This is a genomic window from Paraburkholderia sp. ZP32-5 (assembly GCF_021390495.1).
GTDB lineage: Bacteria > Pseudomonadota > Gammaproteobacteria > Burkholderiales > Burkholderiaceae > Paraburkholderia.
The window spans coordinates 2,069,039-2,090,621 of sequence record NZ_JAJEJP010000002.1; the positions used below are offsets into that span (position 1 = coordinate 2,069,039).

General features: G+C 64.1%; 20 protein-coding genes. 6 read left to right on the forward strand and 14 right to left on the reverse strand.

The window, feature by feature from the left end; translation table 11 throughout:
* Positions 1-40: 40 nt before the first annotated feature.
* Positions 41-1,210, reverse strand: a complete 1,170-nt coding sequence (prpC, locus tag L0U82_RS27940) for a bifunctional 2-methylcitrate synthase/citrate synthase (RefSeq protein WP_233836195.1) — start codon at positions 1,208-1,210, stop codon at positions 41-43.
* Positions 1,211-1,484: 274 nt separating this feature from the next.
* Between prpC and prpR the strand changes: the two genes are divergently transcribed.
* A complete protein-coding gene (gene prpR / locus L0U82_RS27945; protein ID WP_233836196.1) occupies positions 1,485-3,500 on the forward strand; it encodes a propionate catabolism operon regulatory protein PrpR in 2,016 nt (671 codons plus the stop codon).
* A gap of 63 nt (positions 3,501-3,563) precedes the next feature.
* On the opposite strand, the gene L0U82_RS27950 is transcribed toward prpR, so the two are convergent.
* From L0U82_RS27950 to L0U82_RS27970, 5 genes are all read right to left on the reverse strand, one after another.
* Positions 3,564-4,202 (reverse strand): phage tail protein, encoded by a 639-nt coding sequence (locus L0U82_RS27950; protein ID WP_233836198.1) that lies wholly within the window; start codon positions 4,200-4,202, stop codon positions 3,564-3,566.
* Between the two features lie 203 nt (positions 4,203-4,405).
* The gene (locus L0U82_RS27955; protein WP_233836200.1) at positions 4,406-5,047 is read right to left on the reverse strand and encodes a phage tail protein; all 642 of its coding nucleotides are present in this window, start codon (positions 5,045-5,047) and stop codon (positions 4,406-4,408) included.
* A gap of 187 nt (positions 5,048-5,234) precedes the next feature.
* On the reverse strand, positions 5,235-5,630 hold the full coding sequence (locus tag L0U82_RS27960; RefSeq protein ID WP_233836202.1) for a DUF6916 family protein: 396 nt from the start codon (positions 5,628-5,630) through the stop codon (positions 5,235-5,237).
* A gap of 265 nt (positions 5,631-5,895) precedes the next feature.
* Positions 5,896-6,498 carry a GNAT family N-acetyltransferase gene (locus tag L0U82_RS27965; protein WP_233836204.1) on the reverse strand — a complete coding sequence of 201 codons (603 nt, stop codon included), beginning with the start codon at positions 6,496-6,498 and terminating at the stop codon, positions 5,896-5,898.
* 166 nt (positions 6,499-6,664) lie between these two features.
* The gene (locus tag L0U82_RS27970; RefSeq protein ID WP_233836206.1) at positions 6,665-7,582 is read right to left on the reverse strand and encodes a LysR substrate-binding domain-containing protein; all 918 of its coding nucleotides are present in this window, start codon (positions 7,580-7,582) and stop codon (positions 6,665-6,667) included.
* A 125-nt stretch (positions 7,583-7,707) separates the two neighbouring features.
* On the opposite strand from L0U82_RS27970, the gene L0U82_RS27975 reads away from it, so the two are divergent.
* From L0U82_RS27975 to L0U82_RS27985, 3 genes are all read left to right on the forward strand, one after another.
* The gene (locus L0U82_RS27975) at positions 7,708-8,793 is read left to right on the forward strand and encodes a tartrate dehydrogenase (RefSeq protein WP_233836207.1); all 1,086 of its coding nucleotides are present in this window, start codon (positions 7,708-7,710) and stop codon (positions 8,791-8,793) included.
* Between the two features lie 264 nt (positions 8,794-9,057).
* Positions 9,058-10,044: a succinylglutamate desuccinylase/aspartoacylase domain-containing protein gene (locus L0U82_RS27980; protein WP_233836208.1), complete on the forward strand. Its 987-nt coding sequence runs from the start codon at positions 9,058-9,060 to the stop codon at positions 10,042-10,044.
* A 445-nt stretch (positions 10,045-10,489) separates the two neighbouring features.
* The gene (locus L0U82_RS27985; RefSeq protein WP_233836209.1) at positions 10,490-11,848 is read left to right on the forward strand and encodes an MFS transporter; all 1,359 of its coding nucleotides are present in this window, start codon (positions 10,490-10,492) and stop codon (positions 11,846-11,848) included.
* Between the two features lie 147 nt (positions 11,849-11,995).
* Here the strand turns inward: L0U82_RS27985 and L0U82_RS27990 are convergent, their stop codons facing one another.
* From L0U82_RS27990 to L0U82_RS28025, 8 genes are all read right to left on the reverse strand, one after another.
* Positions 11,996-13,255, reverse strand: coding sequence for an MFS transporter (locus tag L0U82_RS27990; RefSeq protein ID WP_233836210.1), 1,260 nt, complete (start codon positions 13,253-13,255; stop codon positions 11,996-11,998).
* Positions 13,256-13,271: 16 nt separating this feature from the next.
* A complete protein-coding gene (locus L0U82_RS27995) occupies positions 13,272-14,450 on the reverse strand; it encodes a M20 aminoacylase family protein (RefSeq protein WP_233836211.1) in 1,179 nt (392 codons plus the stop codon).
* Entirely contained in the window at positions 14,447-14,971 is a 525-nt protein-coding gene (locus L0U82_RS28000; RefSeq protein ID WP_233836212.1) for a 6,7-dimethyl-8-ribityllumazine synthase, read from the reverse strand. The genes L0U82_RS27995 and L0U82_RS28000 overlap by 4 nt, the downstream gene beginning before the upstream one ends.
* A 53-nt stretch (positions 14,972-15,024) precedes the next feature.
* Complete coding sequence (locus tag L0U82_RS28005; RefSeq protein WP_233836214.1) at positions 15,025-16,500, reverse strand: sodium:solute symporter family protein; 1,476 nt, start codon at positions 16,498-16,500, stop codon at positions 15,025-15,027.
* Positions 16,497-16,715, reverse strand: coding sequence for a DUF3311 domain-containing protein (locus L0U82_RS28010; protein WP_233836216.1), 219 nt, complete (start codon positions 16,713-16,715; stop codon positions 16,497-16,499). The genes L0U82_RS28005 and L0U82_RS28010 overlap by 4 nt, the downstream gene beginning before the upstream one ends.
* A 128-nt stretch (positions 16,716-16,843) precedes the next feature.
* Entirely contained in the window at positions 16,844-18,274 is a 1,431-nt protein-coding gene (locus L0U82_RS28015) for an NAD-dependent succinate-semialdehyde dehydrogenase (protein WP_233836218.1), read from the reverse strand.
* A gap of 77 nt (positions 18,275-18,351) precedes the next feature.
* Entirely contained in the window at positions 18,352-18,864 is a 513-nt protein-coding gene (locus L0U82_RS28020) for a flavin reductase (protein ID WP_233836220.1), read from the reverse strand.
* Positions 18,865-18,890: 26 nt separating this feature from the next.
* Positions 18,891-20,267 (reverse strand): LLM class flavin-dependent oxidoreductase, encoded by a 1,377-nt coding sequence (locus L0U82_RS28025; RefSeq protein ID WP_233836222.1) that lies wholly within the window; start codon positions 20,265-20,267, stop codon positions 18,891-18,893.
* 232 nt (positions 20,268-20,499) lie between these two features.
* Here L0U82_RS28025 and L0U82_RS28030 point away from each other — a divergent pair, with 232 nt between their 5' ends.
* Together L0U82_RS28030 and L0U82_RS28035 are read left to right on the forward strand one after the other, a co-directional pair.
* Positions 20,500-21,057: a helix-turn-helix domain-containing protein gene (locus tag L0U82_RS28030; protein WP_233836224.1), complete on the forward strand. Its 558-nt coding sequence runs from the start codon at positions 20,500-20,502 to the stop codon at positions 21,055-21,057.
* 177 nt (positions 21,058-21,234) lie between these two features.
* The gene (locus tag L0U82_RS28035; protein WP_233836226.1) at positions 21,235-21,567 is read left to right on the forward strand and encodes a hypothetical protein; all 333 of its coding nucleotides are present in this window, start codon (positions 21,235-21,237) and stop codon (positions 21,565-21,567) included.
* The last annotated feature ends 16 nt before the right edge of the window (positions 21,568-21,583 follow it).

Consider the following 21,583-nt stretch of genomic DNA (forward strand, 5'->3'; position numbering starts at 1 on the left):
GGCGGACCGGTCAGGCAGTGGGTGTAGTGTAGCTCGCCGATCAGCCACGCTTCGACAGCGGCACGAACGGCAGATCGTCAGGCCCCGTGTAATTCGCGCTCGGGCGGATGATCTTGTTGTCGATGCGCTGCTCGATGATGTGCGCGCTCCAGCCCGCCGTTCGCGCGATCACGAAGACCGGCGTGAACATCGCGGTCGGCACGCCCATCATGTGATACGACACCGCGCTGAACCAGTCCAGATTCGGGAACATCTTCTTCGCGTCCCACATCACTGTTTCGAGCCGCTCGGCGATCGAGAACAGCTTCGTGTTGCCCGCTTCCTTCGACAGCTTCTTCGCGACGTCCTTGATCACCTTGTTGCGCGGATCGGAGATCGTGTACACCGGGTGGCCGAAGCCGATCACGACTTCCTTGTTTTCCACGCGGCGACGGATATCGGCTTCTGCTTCGTCGGGCGTCTGGTAGCGCGACTGGATCTCGAACGCGACCTCATTGGCGCCGCCGTGCTTCGGGCCGCGCAGCGCGCCGATCGCGCCGGTGATCGCCGAATACATGTCCGAGCCCGTGCCCGCGATCACGCGGCCGGTGAACGTCGACGCGTTGAATTCATGCTCGGCATACAGGTTCAGCGACACGTGCATCGCGTCGACCCACGACTTCGACGGCTCCACGCCGTGCAGCAGATGCAGGAAGTGGCCGCCGATCGAATCGTCGTCGGTTTCGACCTCGATGCGCTTGCCGTTGTGCGAGTAGTGATACCAGTACAGCAGCATCGAGCCGAGCGAGGCCATCAGCTTATCGGCGATATCGCGCGCGCCCGGCAGATTGTGGTCGTCCTTCTCGGGCAGCACGGTGCCGAGCGCGGACACGCCGGTGCGCATCACGTCCATCGGGTGCGCGGCGGCTGGGATCCATTCGAGCACGGCCTTCACGTTCGCGGGCAGGCCGCGCAGCGCTTTCAGCTTGGTCTTGTAAGCGCTCAGTTCGGCCTGGTTCGGCAGCTTGCCGTGCACCAGCAGATAAGCGATTTCCTCGAATTCGCACGCGCCGGCGATATCGAGAATGTCGTAGCCACGGTAATGCAGATCGTTGCCGGTCTTGCCGACCGTGCACAGCGCGGTGTTGCCCGCGGTCACGCCGGACAGCGCGACGGATTTCTTCGGTTTGAATGCGCCGGCGTTCGGCGTGCTGTTGTCTGCTTCGCTCATCGATTATCTCCAGATATTGGCGGGTGGCTTGGGGTCACGGCTTCGGTCACAGCCTGAATGGCAGTCTTGCTGACAGCTTTGGACGGCAGCCTGTAACGCAAAGAATGGGCCAGTTCGCGAAGCGGCTTCTAAGTCCCTGATTTGACGATGATCCGGCCGCAACCCCGGTACGGCCGGGTTTCGCGTTCATTTCATAAATGAAATCCCCATTTCAAATCCGCAACGAACACGCTCATAATCGGCCTATCTCCAACCCCGCCGCGAGCCGACCGCCTTGAGCACGTCCTTGTACGAACCGCCGCAACGTCCGCGCATCTGGGCGTTCTCGATCAGCCGCCTGCGCGATCTGTTCTTCGATATCGCCGGCGAATACGTCGAACGCGCCGATCTGCGCATCGTGTCGCATGGCTTCGAAGACGCGGTGCGCGAAATCGAAAGCGCGGGCGCCGGGCGCCCCGACGTCGTAATCGCCGGCGGCTCTAACGGCGCGTATCTGAAGACGCGCGTCGCGGTGCCGGTGGTGCGGATCAACCCGAGCGGCTACGACATGATGCATGCGCTCGCGCGTGCTCGCCGCGAAGGCGCGCGCGTCGCGCTCGTCACGCACGGCGACACGCCCGACGAAGTGCGCCGCTTCACCGCCGCGTACGCGCTCGACATCACGTTCGCGTCGTATCAGTCGGTGCAGGACGCGGAGAGCGTCGTGCTCGACCTGAGCGATCGCGGCATCGACGTCGTGGTCGGCCCCGGCCTCGTCACCGATCTCGCCGCGAACGCCGGCATGGGCGCGGTGTTTCTGTACTCGCGCGCGTCGGTTCGGACCGGCTTCGATACCGCGCTCGAAGTCGCGCAAGCGACACGGCGCGAAACCGTGCGACGGCAGCGGCTCGATACATTGCTGCAGCATCTGCGTGACGGCGTCGTCGCGCTCGACGCGCAAGGCCGCGTCGAAGTGATGAACCAGCGTCTCGCGAGCGTGCTTGCTATCGATCCGGCAAAAGCGGTCGGCCGCGCGCTGCTCGATCTCGCGCCGGATCTCGCCGGCAGCCTGCCCGATACCGACGGCGACAGCTTCTGCACGGTGCGCGGCGCGAGCTACGTCGTGCATCGCGGACCGCTCGCGAGCAGCGGTGCGACGGCGGGCACCGTGCTGACGTTTCAGGAATCGCGCGCGGTCGAGCGACTCGATCGCACGCTGCGCTCACGTCAGCGCGTGCAGCAGTTCACCGCGCGCTACCGGCTCGACGATATTGTCGGCGCGTCCGAGTCGATCGAACGGGTGCGCGCGCTGTTGCGGCGCTATGCGAGGTCGGATGCGACCGTGCTGATTCTCGGCGAGAGCGGGACCGGCAAGGAGATGGTTGCGCAGAGCATGCATCGGTTGAGCGCGCGGCGCGACTTCGCGTTCGTCGCGATCAATTGCGGCGCGTTTCCTGAAGCGCTGCTCGAAAGCGAATTGTTCGGCTACGAGGAAGGCGCGTTTACCGGCGCGCGCAAAGGCGGCAAGGCGGGGCTGATCGAAGTCGCGCATCGCGGCACGTTGTTTCTCGATGAAATCGGCGAGATGCCGCTGTCGTTGCAGAGCCGGCTATTGCGCGTGTTGCAGGAGCGCGAGGTCGTGCGGCTCGGTTCGACGGAGCCGATGCGCGTCGATATCCGCGTGGTCGCGGCGACGCATCGCGCGCTGACCGACAGTGTCGCGGCCGGCGGCTTTCGCGCCGATCTGTACTACCGGCTCAATATTCTCAGCATCGCGCTGCCGCCGCTGCGCGAGCGGCTAAACGATCTGTTGCCGCTCGCGGCGGAACTGTTGCGCCAGGCCGCCGCGCGCGAGCCGAGGCTGGCCGCGCGCGTGCCTGATGCCGCAACTGCCGCGCGGATGCTCGCGGGTCTCAGTACGTCGTTGCGGCGCTACACGTGGCCGGGGAATGTGCGCGAATTGCAGAACGTGATCGAGCGGATTGCGGTGGAGTTGGCGGATACCGATGCGGATGGGAATGCCACTGCGTTCGCGTCGCCGGCTCACACGCCGGCAGATACGCGGGAAAACACATCGGATAACACCGCCATCGTCACGCGCGACATGCTGCGCGCAGTCGCGCCGGAAATCGTCGAGCCCGCCGCTCGCGCGAAACCCGCCGCGCTCACGTTGCGCGAGCGCAGCCGTCATGTGGAAGCCGATCAGATTCGCGCGGCGCTCGCGGCCCACGATGGCGATCGCGACGCGGTGTGCGCCGCGCTCGGTATCAGCAAGACGACGCTGTGGCGCAAGCTGAACGCGGCGCGTTAGTTATCGCCTCGCTGCCTCGCCGTCTCGCGGTAAGCCGCGGACGGCTGAACGACGACGCGTTGGTTACTGTTGGCGCGTCGGAAAAATGCCCGCCAAAGCAACGATAAAATTAAGGCCGAGATATGGATTACGCACCTCGAACGGCTGATTGCCGCCCGTGACCGAGTTGACGATATACGGCGGCGAGACTCCCAACGAAACGTCAAACGCCTTGAGCGTGGTGTCCGCGGCGGCGGTGTTGTAGATCGTCGCCGGATGGCCTGCCGATAATGCACCGCCGAGCACCGCTGTCGGAGCCGGCACATTGGTCGCCACGGTCGGGTTGGCACCCGTCGTGCTCGCCGTGGCCGTCGAGGCCGGGATCGCGATCTGCCCGGTGGCCGACGACGTGCCCGTGGCCTGCACCGTATGCGTATGCGCGGGCATTTGCGACTGCTGCAACAGCACACCTTCGTAGCCGCCCTGCTGCGCGAGATCTATTGGCTGGAGTCCAGACGCCGTGCCCGTACCGACCGGCGAGCGGCCCCGCAGGTCCGGCAGACCGAAAGTGTTCAGGGAGTCACCGCCATAGAAGGTACCGAACAGCGCAAAGAGCGCCTGGTTTTGCTTGAGGGGCATTAACTGCCCCTGGCAAAGCGCCCAGCCTTTGGGTGCAAAGTTGAAACCCACCATGCGGATTTCGCCGAGATATGGATCGGACATGCTGCCTCCAGAAGAATTGGAAACAAAGACGGCGGAAAGGCCGTGCGGCTGAACGGAACGCGGCGTGCGCCGCGCCCGGCATCAGCAGGACAGCGCTGTGGCGCACGCTGAACACAGCGCGTTAGTCACCGCCTCGGTGCCGCGCGGCGAATCATGACGCGCGGCTCGGCTCGGCGTGCCGCAAACGGCTGACCAGCGACACTTTAGTCGCGCGTCGGATAAATGCCGTTCAACGCAACGATGAAATTGAGGCCGAGATACGGATTGCGCACCGCGAACGGCTGGCCACCGCCCGTGACCGAGTTGGCGATGGACGGAGCCGAGACCGTCAGCGACACGTCGAACGGCTTGAGCGTCGTGTCCGCGGCGGCGGTGTTGTAGATCGTCGCCGGATGGCCTGCCGACAGAGCGCCGCCGAGCACCGCTGTCGGAGCCGGCACATTGGTCGCCACGGTCGGGTTGGCACCCGCCGAGCTTCCCGTGGCCGTCGAGGCCGGAATCGCGATTTGCCCGCCGGCCGCCGACGCACCCGCGACCTGCGCCGTATGCGTATGCATCGGCATTTGCGTCTGCTCCAACGTGACGGTTTCGGCGCCGCCCACCTGGCCGAGGTTCACTGGCTGAAGTCCAGGGCTCACGCCCGTGCCTGTGCCGACCGGCGAGCGCCCCCGCAGGTCCGGCAGACCGAAAGTCAGCTGGCCGTTACCGCCGTAGACGGTACCGAACAGCGTAAAGAGCGCCTGGTTCTGCGTAATCTGCATGATCTGCCCCTGGCAGAGCGCCCAGCCGTAGGGTGCAAAGCTAAAACCCACCATGCGAATTTCACCGATATAGGGATCGGACATGCTGCCTCCAGAAGAATTGGAAACAAAGACGACGGAAAGGCCGTGCGGCTGAACGGAACGCAGCGCGCAACGGAACGATCAACGGCATGCAACGGACGATGAAAAGGGCAATGCATCGCGCCGCGCACAACGATGTGCGGCACGACAAACCGAATGGAATGCAACAGCAGACGAAACGCGGCGCGCGTCACACCGCGTCCGACGCAGCGGCTGGCGCCGTAGCCGGCGACACCTTGCGATGAATCACCGCGCAGAGCACCCCTGCTCCCGATTCAAGCGGCTTCGCCGGCGACACGAACAGCAGCCACGCGCGGCCATCGGATGCGATAAAGCGATAGGTATCCTGCGGTAACGCGATATTGAGCGGCAACTCGAAGCTCGCCGAATAGCACTCGTAGTCGTTGTTCATCGCGACGTCCGCCCATGCGTCGAGCAAACGCGTCTGCACGAGCGGGCGTGCCGCATCGTCCGCGCTTGCCAGTGTGAAGACATGTCCGAGTGCTGACTGCAACTCGTCCAGGGCCGGTAAATCGGAAACCGTGTTCGACAACTTCGCCCCCTGCTTCGATTGCAACGCGCGCACGCTCGGTCTGCTGATGCGGCATGCGGGTTGCCGTGTTTCTGGTTGTGCTTCCGGTTCGCGCGTGCTTTGTCGTACTTCGTCGCATTTCATCGCGCTTGCTTTGCGGATCCGGTTGCGCGTTGCATCACGCTCGCTTGTGATGGTCCAATTTCTATTTCCCAGTGCTTCTCTGTCGTCAAACTTACGGCAGCCGCGCTGCAGTTCTTTAGCGAATTGCACCGCTGTTATGCGAGTTCACTGCTTGCTCATTGCTTGCTCACGTACATCACATAGCCACCACATTCGCGTTACCACGCAGCGCCGCGAGCGAAACGGCCGGCGCGTCGAACGGCGCGCATTCACGACGCATCAGATCGTAGACACCCGACCCGCCGCTCTGCTTGACGAAACCAAGGCGCCGGTACAGCGCCTGCGCGGGGTTGTCGGTTTCGACATTCAGGCTCACCGGCAATTGCTCGCGCACCGCGTCGGCGATCAGCGCATGCAGCAGTTGCGTGCCGATTCCCTTGCCGCGCCATGCGGGCAGCAATGCGATATCGATGATCCGCACTTCGTCGCCGATCTGCGGCGGCCGCCACGCGTGATACAGACGTCCGACCGGCTCCGCGCCGGCCAGCACGACATCGAAACACGCATGCGGATAGTGCTCGTGGTAGTACGTGTGCTGAAACTGGAATTGCTGCCGCAGAAATGCTTCGATGCGTTGCGGCTCCCAGCCGGTGCGGGAGAATTCGTCCCAGCGCGTGCTGATAAATACATCGGCGAGAAACGCCTCGTCGGTATCGTTAGCTGCGTGCAAACTGACGGCGCTTACGTTTTCCGGATGACTGCATTGTGAATTCGCGGCGAAGGTAGATTCGGTTTGCATAAGAAAAGCTTTTCGTGAGAAAAGCATTGGAAAGCCAGTGGTATGACTAATAGCGAGTACCGTCGAATCCTAGTCAATTGTGATTTATGCAGCAACGGAAAACATCGCGTCGCGCGCGATATATGCGGGGTGATTCACGGCTGTGAATCAGAGCTGTAACTCACGCCTATGCGCGCGAGTTGTCGAGCCGTGCAAATTCTTCGCTAAGAAAATCGACGCACACGCGCACCTTTGCCGATTGGGCCAGCCGCTCCGGATACACGGCCCACACGTTCGCCGGCTGCGTGACCTCGGGCAACACCTGGCGCAACTCGCCGCTCGCGATCAGCGCGTGGACGTCCCACAACGACCGCAGCACGATGCCGCGTCCGGCGAGCGCCCATTGCACCGCGACTTCGCCGTGATTGGTCGACAGTGGCCCCGTGACCTTGATCGACGTCTCTTCGCCGCGCGCCGAGAGTCGCCACACACCGAATGGATGATCGCGCTCCTTGATCGCGAGACACGCATGCGACGACAGATCCGCGAGTTGCCGCGGCGTACCGTGTCGCGCAAGATAGTCAGGCGATGCGCACAGCACGCGATGATTCGACGCGAGCCGCCGCGCGATCAGATGCGGCGCGATTTCATCGCCGATACGAATGTCGAGGTCGAAGCCCTCGCCGCCGACATCGACGAGACGATCGAACAGATCGAGCCGCACGCTCAGTTGCGGATAGCGTTCGGTGAAACTTGCGAGCGCCGGCGCGACAAAGCGGCGACCAAAGCCGAAGCTGCTCGAAATGCGCAGCTTGCCGCCCGGAATCCGACGCGTCGTCGATACGTCTTCAACGAGTTGGTCGACGTCGTCGAGAATCTTTTCGGCCCACGCATAGACGCGCTCGCCCGCCTCGGTGATCGCGACGCGGCGCGTCGAGCGATGCAGCAGACGCGTGCCGAGCGTCGTCTCCAGCACGTTGATGCGTTTGCTCACATAGGCGGCCGATACCGACAGCGCATCGGCCGCCGCGCTGAAACTGCACTTGCGCGCGACTTCGCAGAACACACGCAGATCGCCGAGATCGGGAGACGGGACGCTATTCATCGGGACGCTCTTTATTCACGAATTGTGCATAGTGGCTTAACCAAAGCACACATTTTAGGCGCAAACAGCAGGAATAGAATAAGCACCGTCGAATCCCCGATTACATCCCAAAGGAGGAGCACAGCATGTCGAACAGATATCGGATCGCCGTCATTCCGGGTGACGGCATCGGCGTCGAAGTGATGCCCGAAGCACTGCGCGTACTGGAGGTCGCGACGCAGCGCTTTGGCATCGAACTCGACTATCAGCACATCGAGTGGGCGAGCTGCGATTACTACGCGAAGCACGGCAAGATGATGCCGGACGACTGGAAGCAACAACTGCAATCGCGCGATGCGATTCTGTTCGGCGCGGTCGGCTGGCCCGACACCGTGCCGGATCACATTTCGCTATGGGGGTCGCTCTTGAAGTTCCGCCGCGAGTTCGACCAGTATGTGAACCTGCGCCCTGCCCGGCTATTCGCCGGCGTGCCGTCGCCGCTCGCGGGACGCAAGGCCGGCGACATCGATTTCTGGATCGTGCGCGAGAACACCGAGGGCGAATATTCGTCGGTCGGCGGCGTGATGTTCGAAGGCACCGAGCGCGAATTCGTTCTGCAGGAATCGGTCTTCACACGGCACGGCAGCGAGCGCGTGCTGAAGTTCGCGTTCGATCTCGCGCAGCGCCGCGCGCGCAAGAAAATCACCGTCGCGACCAAGAGCAACGGCATCGCGATCAGCATGCCGTGGTGGGACAAATGCGCGGCCGGCATCGCCGCGCAATATCCGGACGTCACGTGGGACAAGCAGCACATCGACATCCTGTCCGCGCGCTTCGTGCTGAATCCGGATCGCTTCGACGTGGTGGTCGCGACCAATCTGTTCGGCGACATCCTGAGCGACCTCGGCCCTGCCTGCACCGGCACGATCGGCCTCGCGCCGTCGGGCAATCTGAATCCGGACCGCAAGTTTCCGTCGCTGTTCGAACCGGTGCACGGCTCGGCACCGGACATCGCCGGCAAGTACATCGCCAATCCGATCGCGATGATCTGGTCGGCCGCGATGATGCTCGACTTCCTCGGACACTCCACCGGCAAGGAGCGCGAGGCGCACGACGCGATTCTCGCGGCGATCGAGGCAACGCTCGTCTCGGGTCCGCATACTGGCGACCTCGGCGGCAAGGCGAGCACCAGCGATGTCGGCAAGGCGATCGCGGCGAAACTCGGGGCATGAGGTGAGCGGCGAATAATCGTTGCGCGGGGCGGATCGACATGCCGGTAATTCGGTCCGCTCGTGCGCGAAGCGGCTTGTGGTGATGGACGATTCGAGCCTATACACCCACTACAAGCTGGTGAAGTTTTCATTTGCCTGCCACCCGGGGCCGTCCAGATTCACGAAGGAACTCGCGCTTTCCGAATTACACTGGCTGGGCGGCGTAAGCCATAACAACGTCTTCATCAAGACCTGATCAACCCTTTTGCGCAAGGACGCATCTGCATGAGCATCGAAGCCTATCCGATCGAAGTCGAATTCCCCGATATCACGCCGCACGAGCAGTCGTCGTCCGGTATCGCGTATGTGCACACGTTCGATTCGGGCCTGCCCGGTCCGCACGTGATGATCAATGCGCTGACGCACGGCAACGAGGTGTGCGGCGCGATCGTCGTCGATGAACTGCTGCGCCGCGCGCTGCGTCCGCGGCGCGGGCGTCTGACGTTGTCGTTCGCGAACGTCGCCGCATACGGGCGCTTCGATCCGGCAAAGCCGGATGCCGCGCGCTTCGTCGATCAGGACTTCAATCGCGTGTGGACCGCGGCGGTGCTCGACGATACGTCGCGCACGTCGAGCGAACTGGAGCGCGCGCGGGCGCTGCGCCCGGTGGTCGACACCGTCGATGCGCTGCTCGATCTGCATTCGATGCACGAGAAGAGCAAGCCGCTGATCGTCGCGGGACCGCTGCAAAAAGGCATCGATCTGGCCACGCGGCTCGGCACGCCGGCCACGGTGATCTGCGACGAAGGGCATCCGGAAGGCCGCCGCATGCGCGACTACGAAGGTTTCGGCGATCCCGCGAGCGCGAAGAACGCGCTGCTGATCGAATGCGGCCAGCATTGGGAGCCGGGCGCGGTAGCCGTCGCGCGCGATACGACCGCGCGCTTCCTGCTGCTCGCCGGCGTGATCGACGAAGCGGATCTGCCGCCCGGCTGGCTCGCGCCGCTGCCGGCCGCGCAACACATCGTGCGCGTCACGCAGCCGGTCGTCGCCACCAGCATGGACTTCCGTTTCGCCGCGCCGTACACGGGCCTCGAGATTTTCCCCGAGGCCGGCGCGTTGATCGGCTGGTCGAACGGCGAGGAAGTGCGCACGCCCTATGACAACTGCATGCTCGTGATGCCGTCGCTGCGGCAGTTGCGCCCCGGCGTGACCGTCGTGCGGCTGGGCAAGATCGAGCAGACGATCGCGAATCCGGGCGCGGCGGGCTGATGATCGCTGTAACGCATTTTCGCGCCGCGCCTTCTCCCGCTTCAGCCTTCGCTTAAACCCCTCAGCTAACGCATGCCGCGCAACCACGCGCGGCATGCCGACGCGCCGCCGCTCCCTCCTTCGACGCGTCGAATTCCACCCAGCCGCACATAGGCCTACGCCCATTTTCCGTCCGTCTCGGGTATTCCCGCGTTGACCCGATACCGTCAAATTGCTTACAGTGGCGCGCGTTCGCGGGAAGAATCACCGTTCTGTAATCGAACAAATCGCAAACACATCGCCGACCCGATGCGGTTCCTGCAAGGCGACCGTCCGGGTATGATTTATTGCCGAAGCACAGCCATTTTTGCCGTGGCGCAGGGATCGCGCGCCGCCTGCAATCGGCGTACGGTCTTAAGGAAAAAATAGCTCGTCGTGCGGGCCTTTTCGCAGTAAGGAGACCATCATGAACCGCAGCACCACTGTGAATGTTCAAACCTTCATCAACGAGCATCCGTTTTCGCCGTTCCAGTGGCTGATCTTCTTCATGTGCTTTGTGATCGTGCTGCTGGACGGCTTCGACACGGCCGCGATCGGCTTTATCGCGCCTTCGCTGATTAACGAATGGGGTATCGACAAACCGTCGCTCGCACCGGTGCTGAGCGCGGCGCTGTTCGGCCTCGCGTGCGGCGCGCTGGGTTCGGGCCCGCTGTCCGACCGTCTCGGACGTCGCGGCATGCTGCTCGGCTCGGTGCTGCTGTTCGGTGTTGCCTGCCTCGGCTCCGCGTTCGCCGACAGCATCGAACACCTGACCATCCTGCGCTTCATTACCGGCGTTGGCCTCGGCGCCGCGATGCCGAATGCGGTGACGATGATGGGCGAGTACTGCCCGGATCGCCGCCGCGCCACCGTGATCAATCTGATGTTCTGCGGCTTCCCGCTCGGCGCCGCGTTCGGCGGCTTCCTCGCCGCATGGATGATTCCGCATTTCGGCTGGCGCAGCGTGCTGCTGCTCGGCGGTATCACGCCGCTGGTGCTGGTGTTGTTGCTGCTCGCGAAGATGCCGGAATCGGTGCGCTACATGGTTGCCAACAACAAGCCGGTCGAACGGATTCGCGCGGCGCTCGCGCGCATTTCCGGCGACGCGGTACAGGCCGGTGCATTCACGATGACCGAAACCGCGCCGCAGACCGGCGGCAAGGGTCTCGCCGTCGTGCTGTCGCGTTCGTATATCGTCGGCTCGGTGATGCTGTGGCTCGCGTACTTCATGGGCCTCGTGATCTTCTATGCGTCGATCAACTGGATGCCGATCCTGCTGAAGGACGCCGGCCTCACGCCGCAACGCGCGACGCTGATCTCCGCGCTGTTCCCGCTCGGCGGCATCGGCGCGGTGTTCGCCGGCTGGCTGATGGACCGCTTCAATGGCAATCGCGTCGTCGCGATCTGCTATGCGCTGACCGCCGTCAGCGTGTACTTCATCGGCCAGGCGGCCGGCAATGTCGGCGCGCTGGTGTTCATCGTGTTCGTCGCGGGCGTGCTGATGAATACCGCGCAATCGTCGCTGCCGGCGCTCGCCGCCGCGTTCTACCCGACCCAGGGCCGCGGTACCGGCGTTGCGTGGATGCTCGGCGTCGGCCGCTTCGGCGGCATCGCGGGGTCGTTCCTCGTGGCCGAACTGACGCGCCGTCACTTCTCGTTCGGCGGCATCTTCGCGACGATCGCGATCGCCGGTCTGGTGTCGTGCATCGCGTTGCTGATCAAGCAGGCAGCACGTCCACAGGCGATGGAAGCCGGAGCGTCGAAGGCGGAGTCGTTCGGACATTGAGCGCGTCGCACAACGGCGACACAGTTCGCTGACGAGCCGCCAGATTCGCAACTAGTCCGGTCGTAAAGTGAAGCCACCCTGCCTCGCGCAGGGTGGCTTTTTTTCTGGCACGCCGAACCGATATCGAATCACGAAGCGCTCTGGAAATCACTTCAGCCGTTGCGCGGCGCGCGCCTGTACGCCGCGATAAAAACCCACCAGTCCCAGCACGGGCCCCGGCACCAACAGCCAGACCGCATCGAGTCCCGCTACCTCGAACAGCTTCGTGGTGGCGGGAATCGCGACGACGGTGATCGCAAAGCCGATCGAGCTCTGGATCGCCAATGCCGCGCCGATCAGATCGCGAGGACAGCCTTGCGCGGACACCGCCGAGAACTGCGGCGAGTCCGCGATCACGGCCGCGCCCCACACCAGCAGCAGCACGAATAGCGCGACCGGCGGCAGGCTTCGCCAGCCGAACGCGAACGCGACCGCGCACAGCCCGGACAACGCCAGCGCGGTCGCCGCGACTCGCGCGCTGCCTACTCGCCGCGACCACCATCCGCCGGCAAGACAACCCAGCGCGCCGACGCCGATCACCAGAAACGACACGCCATACACGCCGCCGACGTCGATCGCTTTCAGTACGCCGGAATGGGACACCAGAAGCGGCACGATCGCCCAGAATGCGTACAGCTCCCACATATGGCCGAAGTAGCCATAAGCGGCGGTTCTGAAGGCCTTGATTCTGAATGCCGGCAATACGCTTCGCGAGCCGCTATCGGCAGCATTTCGCCGATCACTCGCCGCACCCGTCGCGCGACCGTCCTTGCCATCGCCGAGCGAGCCCACCATCAACGCGCCGAACAGCGCAAGCACGGACGAGCCTGTGATGATCCATTGCCACGACAGATCCGCGCCCGCGACACGCAGCAAATACGGCAGGTCGGTCCCGAGCGTCAGCATCGCGACGAGTTGAGCCAACGCGGCGCCCGCCTCCTCCGGTGCCCAGCCGACGACGAGCTTCATCCCCATCGGATAGATCCCCGCAAGGCAGATGCCGACGCAAAAGCGCAACACCATCGCGCTGCCCATGCCCTGCGCGAGCCACGCAAAGCACGCGTTGAAAATCGCGCCCGCCACCGCGCTGGCGAAAAATATCGCGCTCGCGCGGAACCGGTCAGCCGCGCCGGTCAGCGCGATGGTCAGCGTGCCGGCGATGAAACCCGCCTGAACCGCGCTCGTCAGCCAACCGATATCGGCGGTGCTCACGTGCCATGCGCGCATCAGATCGCTGGCCGCGCCATTCGCGCTGAACCACAACGACGTGCCAAACAGTTGCGCGATGGAGATGACCGTGACCGGTGCAAGCCATCTGGCGATTCCGCTTCGGCGCATCATCGCCGTATCGACAGTTTTTTCGATCATGTAGAGCCGCCGCGCGTCAACGCCCGCTGAAGTATCGGTGTGCGAGCGCGACCCAGTAGCGCGCGCCCGCCGGAATCACCGCGTCGTTGAAATCGAACTCGGGATGATGCAGGCCGGCCTGCTGCCCCGTGCCCGCGAGAATATAGGCGCCGGGTTTCACCGCGAGCATGAAGCCGAAATCCTCGGACGTCATATTGGGTTCGATGTCCGCGTGAACCCGCGCGTCGCCGAAGGTCGAGCGCAACACGGACTCGCACAGCGCGGTGTGCGCCGGCGTGTTGACGGTCGCCGGATAGTACTGAAAGAACTCGACATCGATCGATACGCCGTACGACTGCGCGATCCCTTTACAAAGCCGCGTGACGTCCTCTTTCAACTGATCGAGCAACGTGGTCGACAGCGTGCGAATCGTTCCACCGAGTTCGGCCGAATCGGGCACCACGTTGTCGGTGTCGCCCGCATGCATCATGCACACGGAAATCACGCCGGGGTCGACCGGGTCCTTGTGGCGCGCGCACAGCGTCTGACATTGCAGCACCAGCGCACACGCGATCGGAATCGGATCGACGCCGAGATGTGGCTGGGCCGCGTGCGCGCCCTTGCCTTTCACGCGAATCCGAAAGCGCGTGCCGGCCGCCATGATCGGCCCGGCGCGCAGTCCGAAATGCCCTTCCGGCAAGCGCGGCCAGTTGTGCATGCCGAACACGGCCTCGCAGGGAAACTGCTCGAACAGTCCATCGTCGATCATCTTTTGCGCGCCGGCGCCGCCCTCTTCGCCCGGCTGGAATACGAAGTGAACCGTGCCGGGCAATGGCGGCAATTCGCGCAACATGCGCGCCGCCGCCAGCAGCATCACCGTGTGGCCATCGTGCCCGCATGCGTGCATCTTGCCGGGCGACGTCGACACATGGTCGTGACTCGCCGCCTCGTGGATCGGCAACGCATCCATGTCCGCGCGTAGCATGATGGCGCGCGCCGGATCCTTGCCCGCCAGGCTCGCGACCACGCCGGTGCCGCCGAGCCCGCGCGAGACTTCGTAGCCGATCGCGCTCAGCTCCCGCGCAACGCGCTCCGCGGTCCGCAGCTCCTCGAAACGTAGCTCCGGATGCGCGTGCAGATCGTGTCGCAACTCGATCCAATGGCTCAGGTTCGCGTCGATCAACTCTGCGACGCAGTGTTCGTCGAACGTGCTCACGCGTGCGCCTCCATTATCGCGAGGCCGCTCAGATGACGGTCGCTTTCGCTCAGGTTCCGAAGCTGCGCCAGCGCCCCCAACTGATTGACGATCGCGTCGGCAAGCTCGGCGCCCTTGACGGCGAAATGCCCGGCAAAGAACGTCGCGTGCGTGTCGTGCTCGTGATAGTGATGCGGTGTCAGCACCATCGAGAACACCGGCACGTCCTGCTCCAGTTGTACCCGCATCAATGCATCGACCACCGAACCGGCGACGAAGTCGTGCCGGTAGATACCGCCGTCCACGACCAGCGCCGCGCCGACGATCGCGCCATAGCGGCGCGTCTGCGCGAGGCGGCGCGCGAACAGCGGAATCTCGAACGCGCCCGGCACCTGATGGAAGTCGACGTTCGCGCGCGCCACGCAATGTGTGTCGAGACGCGCAAGAAAAGCCTCGCGGCCATGTTCGAGGATATCCGTGTGCCAGCTCGCCTGAACATAGGCGATGCGGTTCGACGGCGGGGGCAAGGAAGTCGCGAGCATTGAATCAGTCCTTCGGAAAAAACCGTGCGCGACGTGGCGCGCACGGACTTGCGTTACAGCGTCGCGGCCTCGCGCCGCGTGCGCGCATCGGCGCGACGCGTGAGCGCGGTCACGACGATCAACGTCAGCACGTTCAGGATCAGCGCGACGATGCCTACATTGAGATCTTTCAGCGCGTCCGGCAAAAACGGCAGCAACTGCGCAATCGTCGATTTGGTCACCGACACATAGGCGACCGTCGCCTCGCCGACGATGATGCTGGCGAACGCCGCCGTCCGCGTGACCGGGTTCGAACGCAACAGCGACGCGAGCAGCACCGGGAACAACTGCGTGACCAGCGCATAGGCCATCAGCAGCAGCGACACGATCGTACGGCCGCCCTGCAGCGTGAAGTACACGGCGACCAGCATCACGCACGGCGCGACCCAGCGCGCGGTCGACGCAATATGTGCCTTGCTCGCACTGGGGCGCGCGAGACGATACACGTTGTACGACAGCAGCGTGGAGGCGGTCATCAGAATCATCGACGCAGGCACCAGCGCGGTCAGCACACCGGCCGCGCCGATCACGCCGACGAACCACGGGTCGAACGTTTGCAGCGAGATCTTCAGCAGCGCGAGGTCGATTTCACCGCCCTTCAGGCCCGGCACCTGCAACACCGCCGCGAAGCCGACGAAGAAGATGAACAGCAGCATCAGCTGATAGATCGGCAGCACGAACGCATTTCTGCGCAGTACGTCCTCCTGTTTGGCCGTATACGTCGCCATGAACATATGCGGCCACATATAGAAGCCGAGCGTCGACAGCACCACCGTCGACACCAGCCAGACGGGACTTTCGCCATGCGGCTGCAACGCGAGGAAACCGGGCTTGGCCTGCTCGATCGCGGCGAACATCGGGCCGACGCCGCCGTAGTAATGGAACGGCAGATACAGGCCGAGGAAGACCGCGACGCCCATCACGAGAATATCTTTGACGACAGACGTCCAGGCCGAACCGTGAACACCGGACACGGCCACGTAGATCGCGACCACCGTCGCGCCGATCCACACGCCTTGCGTCGACGACAGCGCGGAATACGACGCGACCCCGACAATGATGCCGAGCCCCTTCAATTGCAGCACCAGATACGGAATCAGCGCGATCACGCCGACGATCGCGACGAACACGCCGAGTGCCGGACTATCGTATTTCGCGGCGAAAAAGTCCGGCTGCGAAATCAGGCCTCTCTGTTTCGCGTAACGCCAGATCGGCGGAAGCAGCCAGTACGACAGCACGAAACACAGGCTGCCGTAACCGAGCATGTAATACGCGGCGCCGCCATGGCCATACGCGTAGCCGCTGCCGCCGAGAAACACGAAGGTCGTATAGATTTCGCCGGCCATCAGCAGAAACACGATGATCGTGCCGAAGCCCCGCCCGCCGACCGCCCATTGTTCGAGGCTCATCGGTTTGCCGAAGCGCGCGCGCACGCCGAGAAACAGCGCCAGCGCCATCGCGCCGAAGATCAGAAGAAGCGCCACGTTCATGCCGCGTCTCCTTCGACCTGACCGGCCGCGAGCCGATGCTGCCGGTCCGACAGATAGATCAGCGCCATCACGATGGACGTCACGACCAAGGTGCCCGCGAGCCACCCGAGCAGCAACGGCATGCCGAGCACGAAAGGCGTCACCTGGTTGATGAAAAATGGCATTACGAGTACGAACGCCACGGGCAGTGCAACTAGCGCATGAATGGGACGCATGCAATCTCCATTGGGCCTTTGTTAAAAGACGAGCGCGGACACGGGGCCCTCATGTCCCGACCGAACAACGAATCAGCTGATACGGTGTCGTACTGCGCTGAGCGTGCCCACCGTCGGCGCGCCCGGCTCTATAGCATCAGATGCGAGATGCTTTTGACGGTCGTGTAGCATTCGAGCCCTTCCACGCCGCCTTCACGCCCATAGCCGCTTTCCTTGATGCCGCCAAACGGCGTTTCGGAGACGGCCGACACGAAATGGTTGATCGCGAGATTGCCGACTTCCATTTCCTGGCCCAACCGGTAAGCGTTGGCGGCCGAGCGCGTGAACGCGTAGCCGGCGAGGCCGTACGGTGTCGCATTTGCTTTCGCGATCGCTTCGTCGAGCGAATCGACCGGCATCACCAGACAGACCGGACCGAACGGTTCCTCGACCAGCGCCCGCGCGTTGTCGGGTACGTCCGCGAGCACCGTCAGCGGGAATCTGAAACCGGGGCCGTCGGCACGCTTGCCGCCACACACGAGCCGCGCGCCCTTCGCGACCGCATCGTCGACCAGCGCGGTGATCGCGTCGAGCCGGCGACGGCTCGTCAGCGGACCGATGTCGCTATCGGCCGCGAACGGATCGCCGACGCGCACGTCCCGGCCGTGTTGACCGATCGCGTCGACGAACTGCGTATAGATCGAGCGGTGCACGAAGTAGCGGGTCGGCGCGACGCACACCTGGCCGGCGTTGTTCAGCTTGCCCTTGATGCAGGCGAGCGCGGTCTCCCACGGATCCACGTCGTCGCAGATCACCACCGGCGCATGACCGCCCAGTTCCATGATTGCCGGCTTCATGTAACGCGCGGCGATTTCGGCGAGATGCTTGCCGACCGGCGTCGAGCCGGTGAACGTAATGCCACGCACGATCGGACTCGCGATCAGATGCGCGGAGATTTGCGCCGGGTCGCCATACACGAGATTCAGCACGCCGTGCGGCAAACCCGCGTCGAGCAGCGCGGTCGCGAGCAGAACCGCGCCGGCCGGCGTTTCCTCGGCCGGCTTCAGGATGATCGAGCAGCCGCTCGCGAGCGCGCCGCCCACCTTGCGCGCCGGCGAACTCATCGGGAAATTCCACGGCGTGAACGCGGCAATCACGCCCAGCGGCTCGCGGATCACCGTATGCCGCATGCCCGGTTCGGCGGGAATCACGCGGCCGTAGATCCGCTTCGCCTCGTTGGCGTCCCAAGCCATCAGGTCGCAGCTACGCAGTACTTCGGCGCGCGCCTGCGCAAGCGTTTTGCCCTGTTCGAGCGCGATGACCGGTGCGTACGCATCGACCCGTTCGCGCAGCAGTTCGGTCGCCCGCAGAATGATTTCCGCGCGGCGCGCCGGCGCCGTCTGTTTCCAGATCTGCAGACCGTGCCGCGCCGCTTCGAGCGCGTCGTCCAGATCCTGCGCGGTGGCCTTCGGCACGGTGCCGATTTCGCTTTCGTCCGCGGGATTGATGACGGGCAGACCCGGCGCGTCGCGCCATGAAGCGCCGATCAGCAGACGGACTTTCGGATATTGAATCGTCATGGTGGTGTTGGGTCGGTTGATTCGGATGGGCGGCAACAGCGCCGCCAGCTGGCGCGCACTGATGCCGATACCAGCAGTTAGCCTTGCGCCGTGGCCAGTGCGGCCATCGCATTGCCCACGCGATGAAAGTCGCGCGCGAAGTAGATGAGGCCCTCGCCTTGCACCGGCGCGCGCGCCGCCTTGATCGTGCAGAAGAACACCGTGTGCGTGCCGACTTCGACGCTCGACTCGATGTCGCAATCGAGTGCGCTGAGCGCGTCGCTCAGCACCGGCGCGCCGGTGTCGAGCTGCTCCCACTCCGCGCACGCGAAACGTTCGTCGAGGCTCAGGTCTTTGGTCGAGAAGCGCATCGCGACATGCTGCTGCTCGGCGGACAGCACGTTCACGCACAGCCTGCCGTTTTCGCGAATCACCGCGTTATTGCGGCTCGCCCGATTGATGCAGACGAGCAGCGTGGGCGGCTCATCGGTGACCGCGCACACCGCGGAGGCCGTGCAGCCGGCCTTGCCCGCCGCGCCGTCGGTCGTGATTACGTTGACGGACGCGCCCAGCCCGGCCATCGCGTCGCGAAACATCGTCTTGCTGATCATGGCGCTCTCCTTCCGGTCGACGGAAATCAACGTTGTCCGGCGCTGCCGCCGTTGCGGTACTGCGCAGCGGTGTGCGACTCAGGCAGCCGCGCGTGGCCGAACAGCTTCTCGCGGTACGTGCCGTCGCGATACGCGGTCTTGTATGCACCGCGCTCCTGCAGGATCGGCACGAGCAGTTGCGTGACGTCGTCGAAGCATTCGGGCACCACGGTGCGCGACAGATTGAAGCCGCTGATGCCGGTCTCTTCCGACCAGCCGATCATCTGTTCCGCGATGCTTTCCGCGGAGCCGACCCACGGCGTCTGGCGGCTGCCCAGCACCATCTGTTCGAGCAGCTTGCGGCGTGTCCATTGCGGGCCCGCCGCGCGCGTCATCGCCGTCACGTTGGAGGTGATCGCCTGGCTGTTCTGCGTGTTGATCGGCTCGTCGATGTCGTAGCGCGCGAAGTCGATGCCCATCGACGCCGCCGCATGCGCGAGCGCCGCTTCCGAGTTCACATAGCGGCGATAGTCTTCGAGCTTGTCGCGCGCTTCGGCATCGGTGCGGCCGATCACCAGCGACGCGCCCATGAACACCTTCACGTCGTCGGCGTCACGCCCGTAGCCGACCGCTCGCGCGCGGATGCCGTCGACGATCTCTTTCACGCCGTCCTTCTTCTGGCCGTTGACGAACACGCATTCGGCGTGCGTGGCCGCGAACTTGACGCCGCGCGGCGACGAACCGGCCTGATACAGGACCGGCGTGCGCTGCGGCGAGGGCTCGCACAGATGCATCGCATCGACCCTGTATTGCGCGCCGCGATGATGGATCGCGCGAACCTTCGCGGGATCCGCGTAGACGCCGCGCGCGGCATCGCGGATCAGCGCGTCGTCATCCCAGCTGCCTTCCCACAGCTTGTAGACCAGCGACATGTATTCGTCCGCGAGATCGTAGCGGTCGTCGTGCGCCAACTGATGATCGATACCGATCGCGCGGGCCGCGCTGTCGAGATAACCGGTCACGATGTTCCAACCGATCCGGCCGCCGGTCAGATGATCGAGCGTCGACATGCGGCGCGCGAACAGGAACGGCTGCTCGTACGTCAGATTGCAGGTCACGCCGAAGCTGAGATGGTTGGTGACGGCGGCCATCGCCGGAATCAGCAGCGTGGGGTCGTTCACCGGCACCTGAACCGCACCGCGCAGCGACGCATCGGGACTCGCGCCATACACGTCGTACACGCCGACGACATCTGCAAAAAAGATACCGTCGAACAGGCCCGCTTCGAGTTTCTTCGCGTAATCAGTCCAATACCGCAGTTCGTTGTAACGGCTCGACTGATCGCGCGGATGGGTCCACATCCCCTGCTGGATGTGGCCCACGCAATTCATATCGAACGCATTCAGATGGATTTCTTTTGCCATGACCTTTCCCTGGTTTCAGTCGACCTGCACACGCACCTGCACACGCACGTGCATCAAAGTGTCGCGTCGTTTCGTTTACTATAGTGGACAATAGGACACTACAGTAAACAAATACGCTGGGGTTTACACCAGCCTGGGTGAACGTCGCCGGCATCAAAACGGGCGTGCCGGCCGTGTGAGACCGCCCGCTTATAATTCGGGCCCTCAGGCCTTTCGACGTACAGGAGCACGAGTGGTAAGCGATCCGACCGAAGCAATTGCTTCGCGCATCAAGACAGAACGCGAGGCGCGGAACTGGTCTCTCGCCGAACTGGCGGAGCGTTCGGGCGTGTCCAAGGCGATGATCAGCAAGATCGAGCGCAACGAGGCGAGCCCTACGGCGACGGTGCTGGGGCGGCTGTCGGGCGCCTTTGGCCTGCAACTGTCGACCTTGCTCGCGCTGGCCGAGCAGGCCGGCATGCGGCTCAGCCGGGCCGACGCACAACCGCTGTGGCGGGATCCGGAGACTGGATACACGCGGCGCGTCGTGTCGCCGCTGAACGGCTCGGCGCTCGAACTGGTGCATGTGACGTTGCCGCCGCAAACGCGCGTGGCCTATCCGCCGTCGGCGTTCTCGTTCCAGCACCAGCAGATTTGGGTAACGTCGGGCACCCTCGTCTTCGAAGAGGGCGAACTCACGCACGTTCTCGAGGAAGGCGACTGCCTGCAGTTAGGGCCGCCGGTTGCCTGCGCATTCGAGAATCGGACTGCGGATGAATGCGTCTATCTGCTTGGGCTGCTGAAGCGGTAGGCCGCCTGATGTGGCCGCGTGATGTGGCTACATGAGGTGGCCATATGCAGCAGGCCGCGTGGAAAAGCGCCCCGCGCTGCTTCCCGATACACTACGCGGTTGTTTATCCGCGCGCCGGCCGAACGGCGACGACCGCCGTCACCGCGCCGCCGCCCGTCTCATCTCAGGATTCAGGTAATGAAACGCGTCGTCGTATCCGCGCTCGTCGCGCTGTGCGTCGCGCAACCGGCCGCCCAGGCCGTTGCGCAAACCGTCAGCGATCAATGTTTTGCCTTGGGCGATATCGCCGGCCAGGTCGCGTCATGGCGCACGCACAAGAAAACCAAAGCGCAGGCGCTCGATCAGGCCGCCTACTACTACAAAGACCCGTCCGATCGCGCGGCGGTCGACGCGATCATCGACAAGATCTACCGCCCCGACGCGCCGCACATGACGCCCGATCAGGCCAGCATGGCCATCACGTCGGACTGCGTGAACCAGCAGAAGGAAAAGGCCGCGCCGGCGAAGTGATGTATGCGTGCTGCGG

Excerpts from the sequence above, each read along its gene's own strand:
- L0U82_RS27950 (WP_233836198.1), bottom strand. The coding sequence starts at position 4,202 with ATGTCCGATCCATATCTCGGCGAAATCCGCATGGTGGGTTTCAACTTT.
- prpC (WP_233836195.1), bottom strand. The coding sequence starts at position 1,210 with ATGAGCGAAGCAGACAACAGCACGCCGAACGCCGGCGCATTCAAACCG.
- L0U82_RS27975 (WP_233836207.1), top strand. The coding sequence starts at position 7,708 with ATGTCGAACAGATATCGGATCGCCGTCATTCCGGGTGACGGCATCGGC.
- L0U82_RS28010 (WP_233836216.1), bottom strand. The coding sequence starts at position 16,715 with ATGCGTCCCATTCATGCGCTAGTTGCACTGCCCGTGGCGTTCGTACTC.
- L0U82_RS27980 (WP_233836208.1), top strand. The coding sequence starts at position 9,058 with ATGAGCATCGAAGCCTATCCGATCGAAGTCGAATTCCCCGATATCACG.
- L0U82_RS27965 (WP_233836204.1), bottom strand. The coding sequence starts at position 6,498 with ATGCAAACCGAATCTACCTTCGCCGCGAATTCACAATGCAGTCATCCG.
- L0U82_RS28020 (WP_233836220.1), bottom strand. The coding sequence starts at position 18,864 with ATGATCAGCAAGACGATGTTTCGCGACGCGATGGCCGGGCTGGGCGCG.
- L0U82_RS27985 (WP_233836209.1), top strand. The coding sequence starts at position 10,490 with ATGAACCGCAGCACCACTGTGAATGTTCAAACCTTCATCAACGAGCAT.
- L0U82_RS27970 (WP_233836206.1), bottom strand. The coding sequence starts at position 7,582 with ATGAATAGCGTCCCGTCTCCCGATCTCGGCGATCTGCGTGTGTTCTGC.
- L0U82_RS27955 (WP_233836200.1), bottom strand. The coding sequence starts at position 5,047 with ATGTCCGATCCCTATATCGGTGAAATTCGCATGGTGGGTTTTAGCTTT.
- L0U82_RS28000 (WP_233836212.1), bottom strand. The coding sequence starts at position 14,971 with ATGCTCGCGACTTCCTTGCCCCCGCCGTCGAACCGCATCGCCTATGTT.
- L0U82_RS27990 (WP_233836210.1), bottom strand. The coding sequence starts at position 13,255 with ATGATCGAAAAAACTGTCGATACGGCGATGATGCGCCGAAGCGGAATC.
- L0U82_RS28035 (WP_233836226.1), top strand. The coding sequence starts at position 21,235 with ATGAAACGCGTCGTCGTATCCGCGCTCGTCGCGCTGTGCGTCGCGCAA.
- L0U82_RS28015 (WP_233836218.1), bottom strand. The coding sequence starts at position 18,274 with ATGACGATTCAATATCCGAAAGTCCGTCTGCTGATCGGCGCTTCATGG.
- L0U82_RS28025 (WP_233836222.1), bottom strand. The coding sequence starts at position 20,267 with ATGGCAAAAGAAATCCATCTGAATGCGTTCGATATGAATTGCGTGGGC.
- L0U82_RS28005 (WP_233836214.1), bottom strand. The coding sequence starts at position 16,500 with ATGAACGTGGCGCTTCTTCTGATCTTCGGCGCGATGGCGCTGGCGCTG.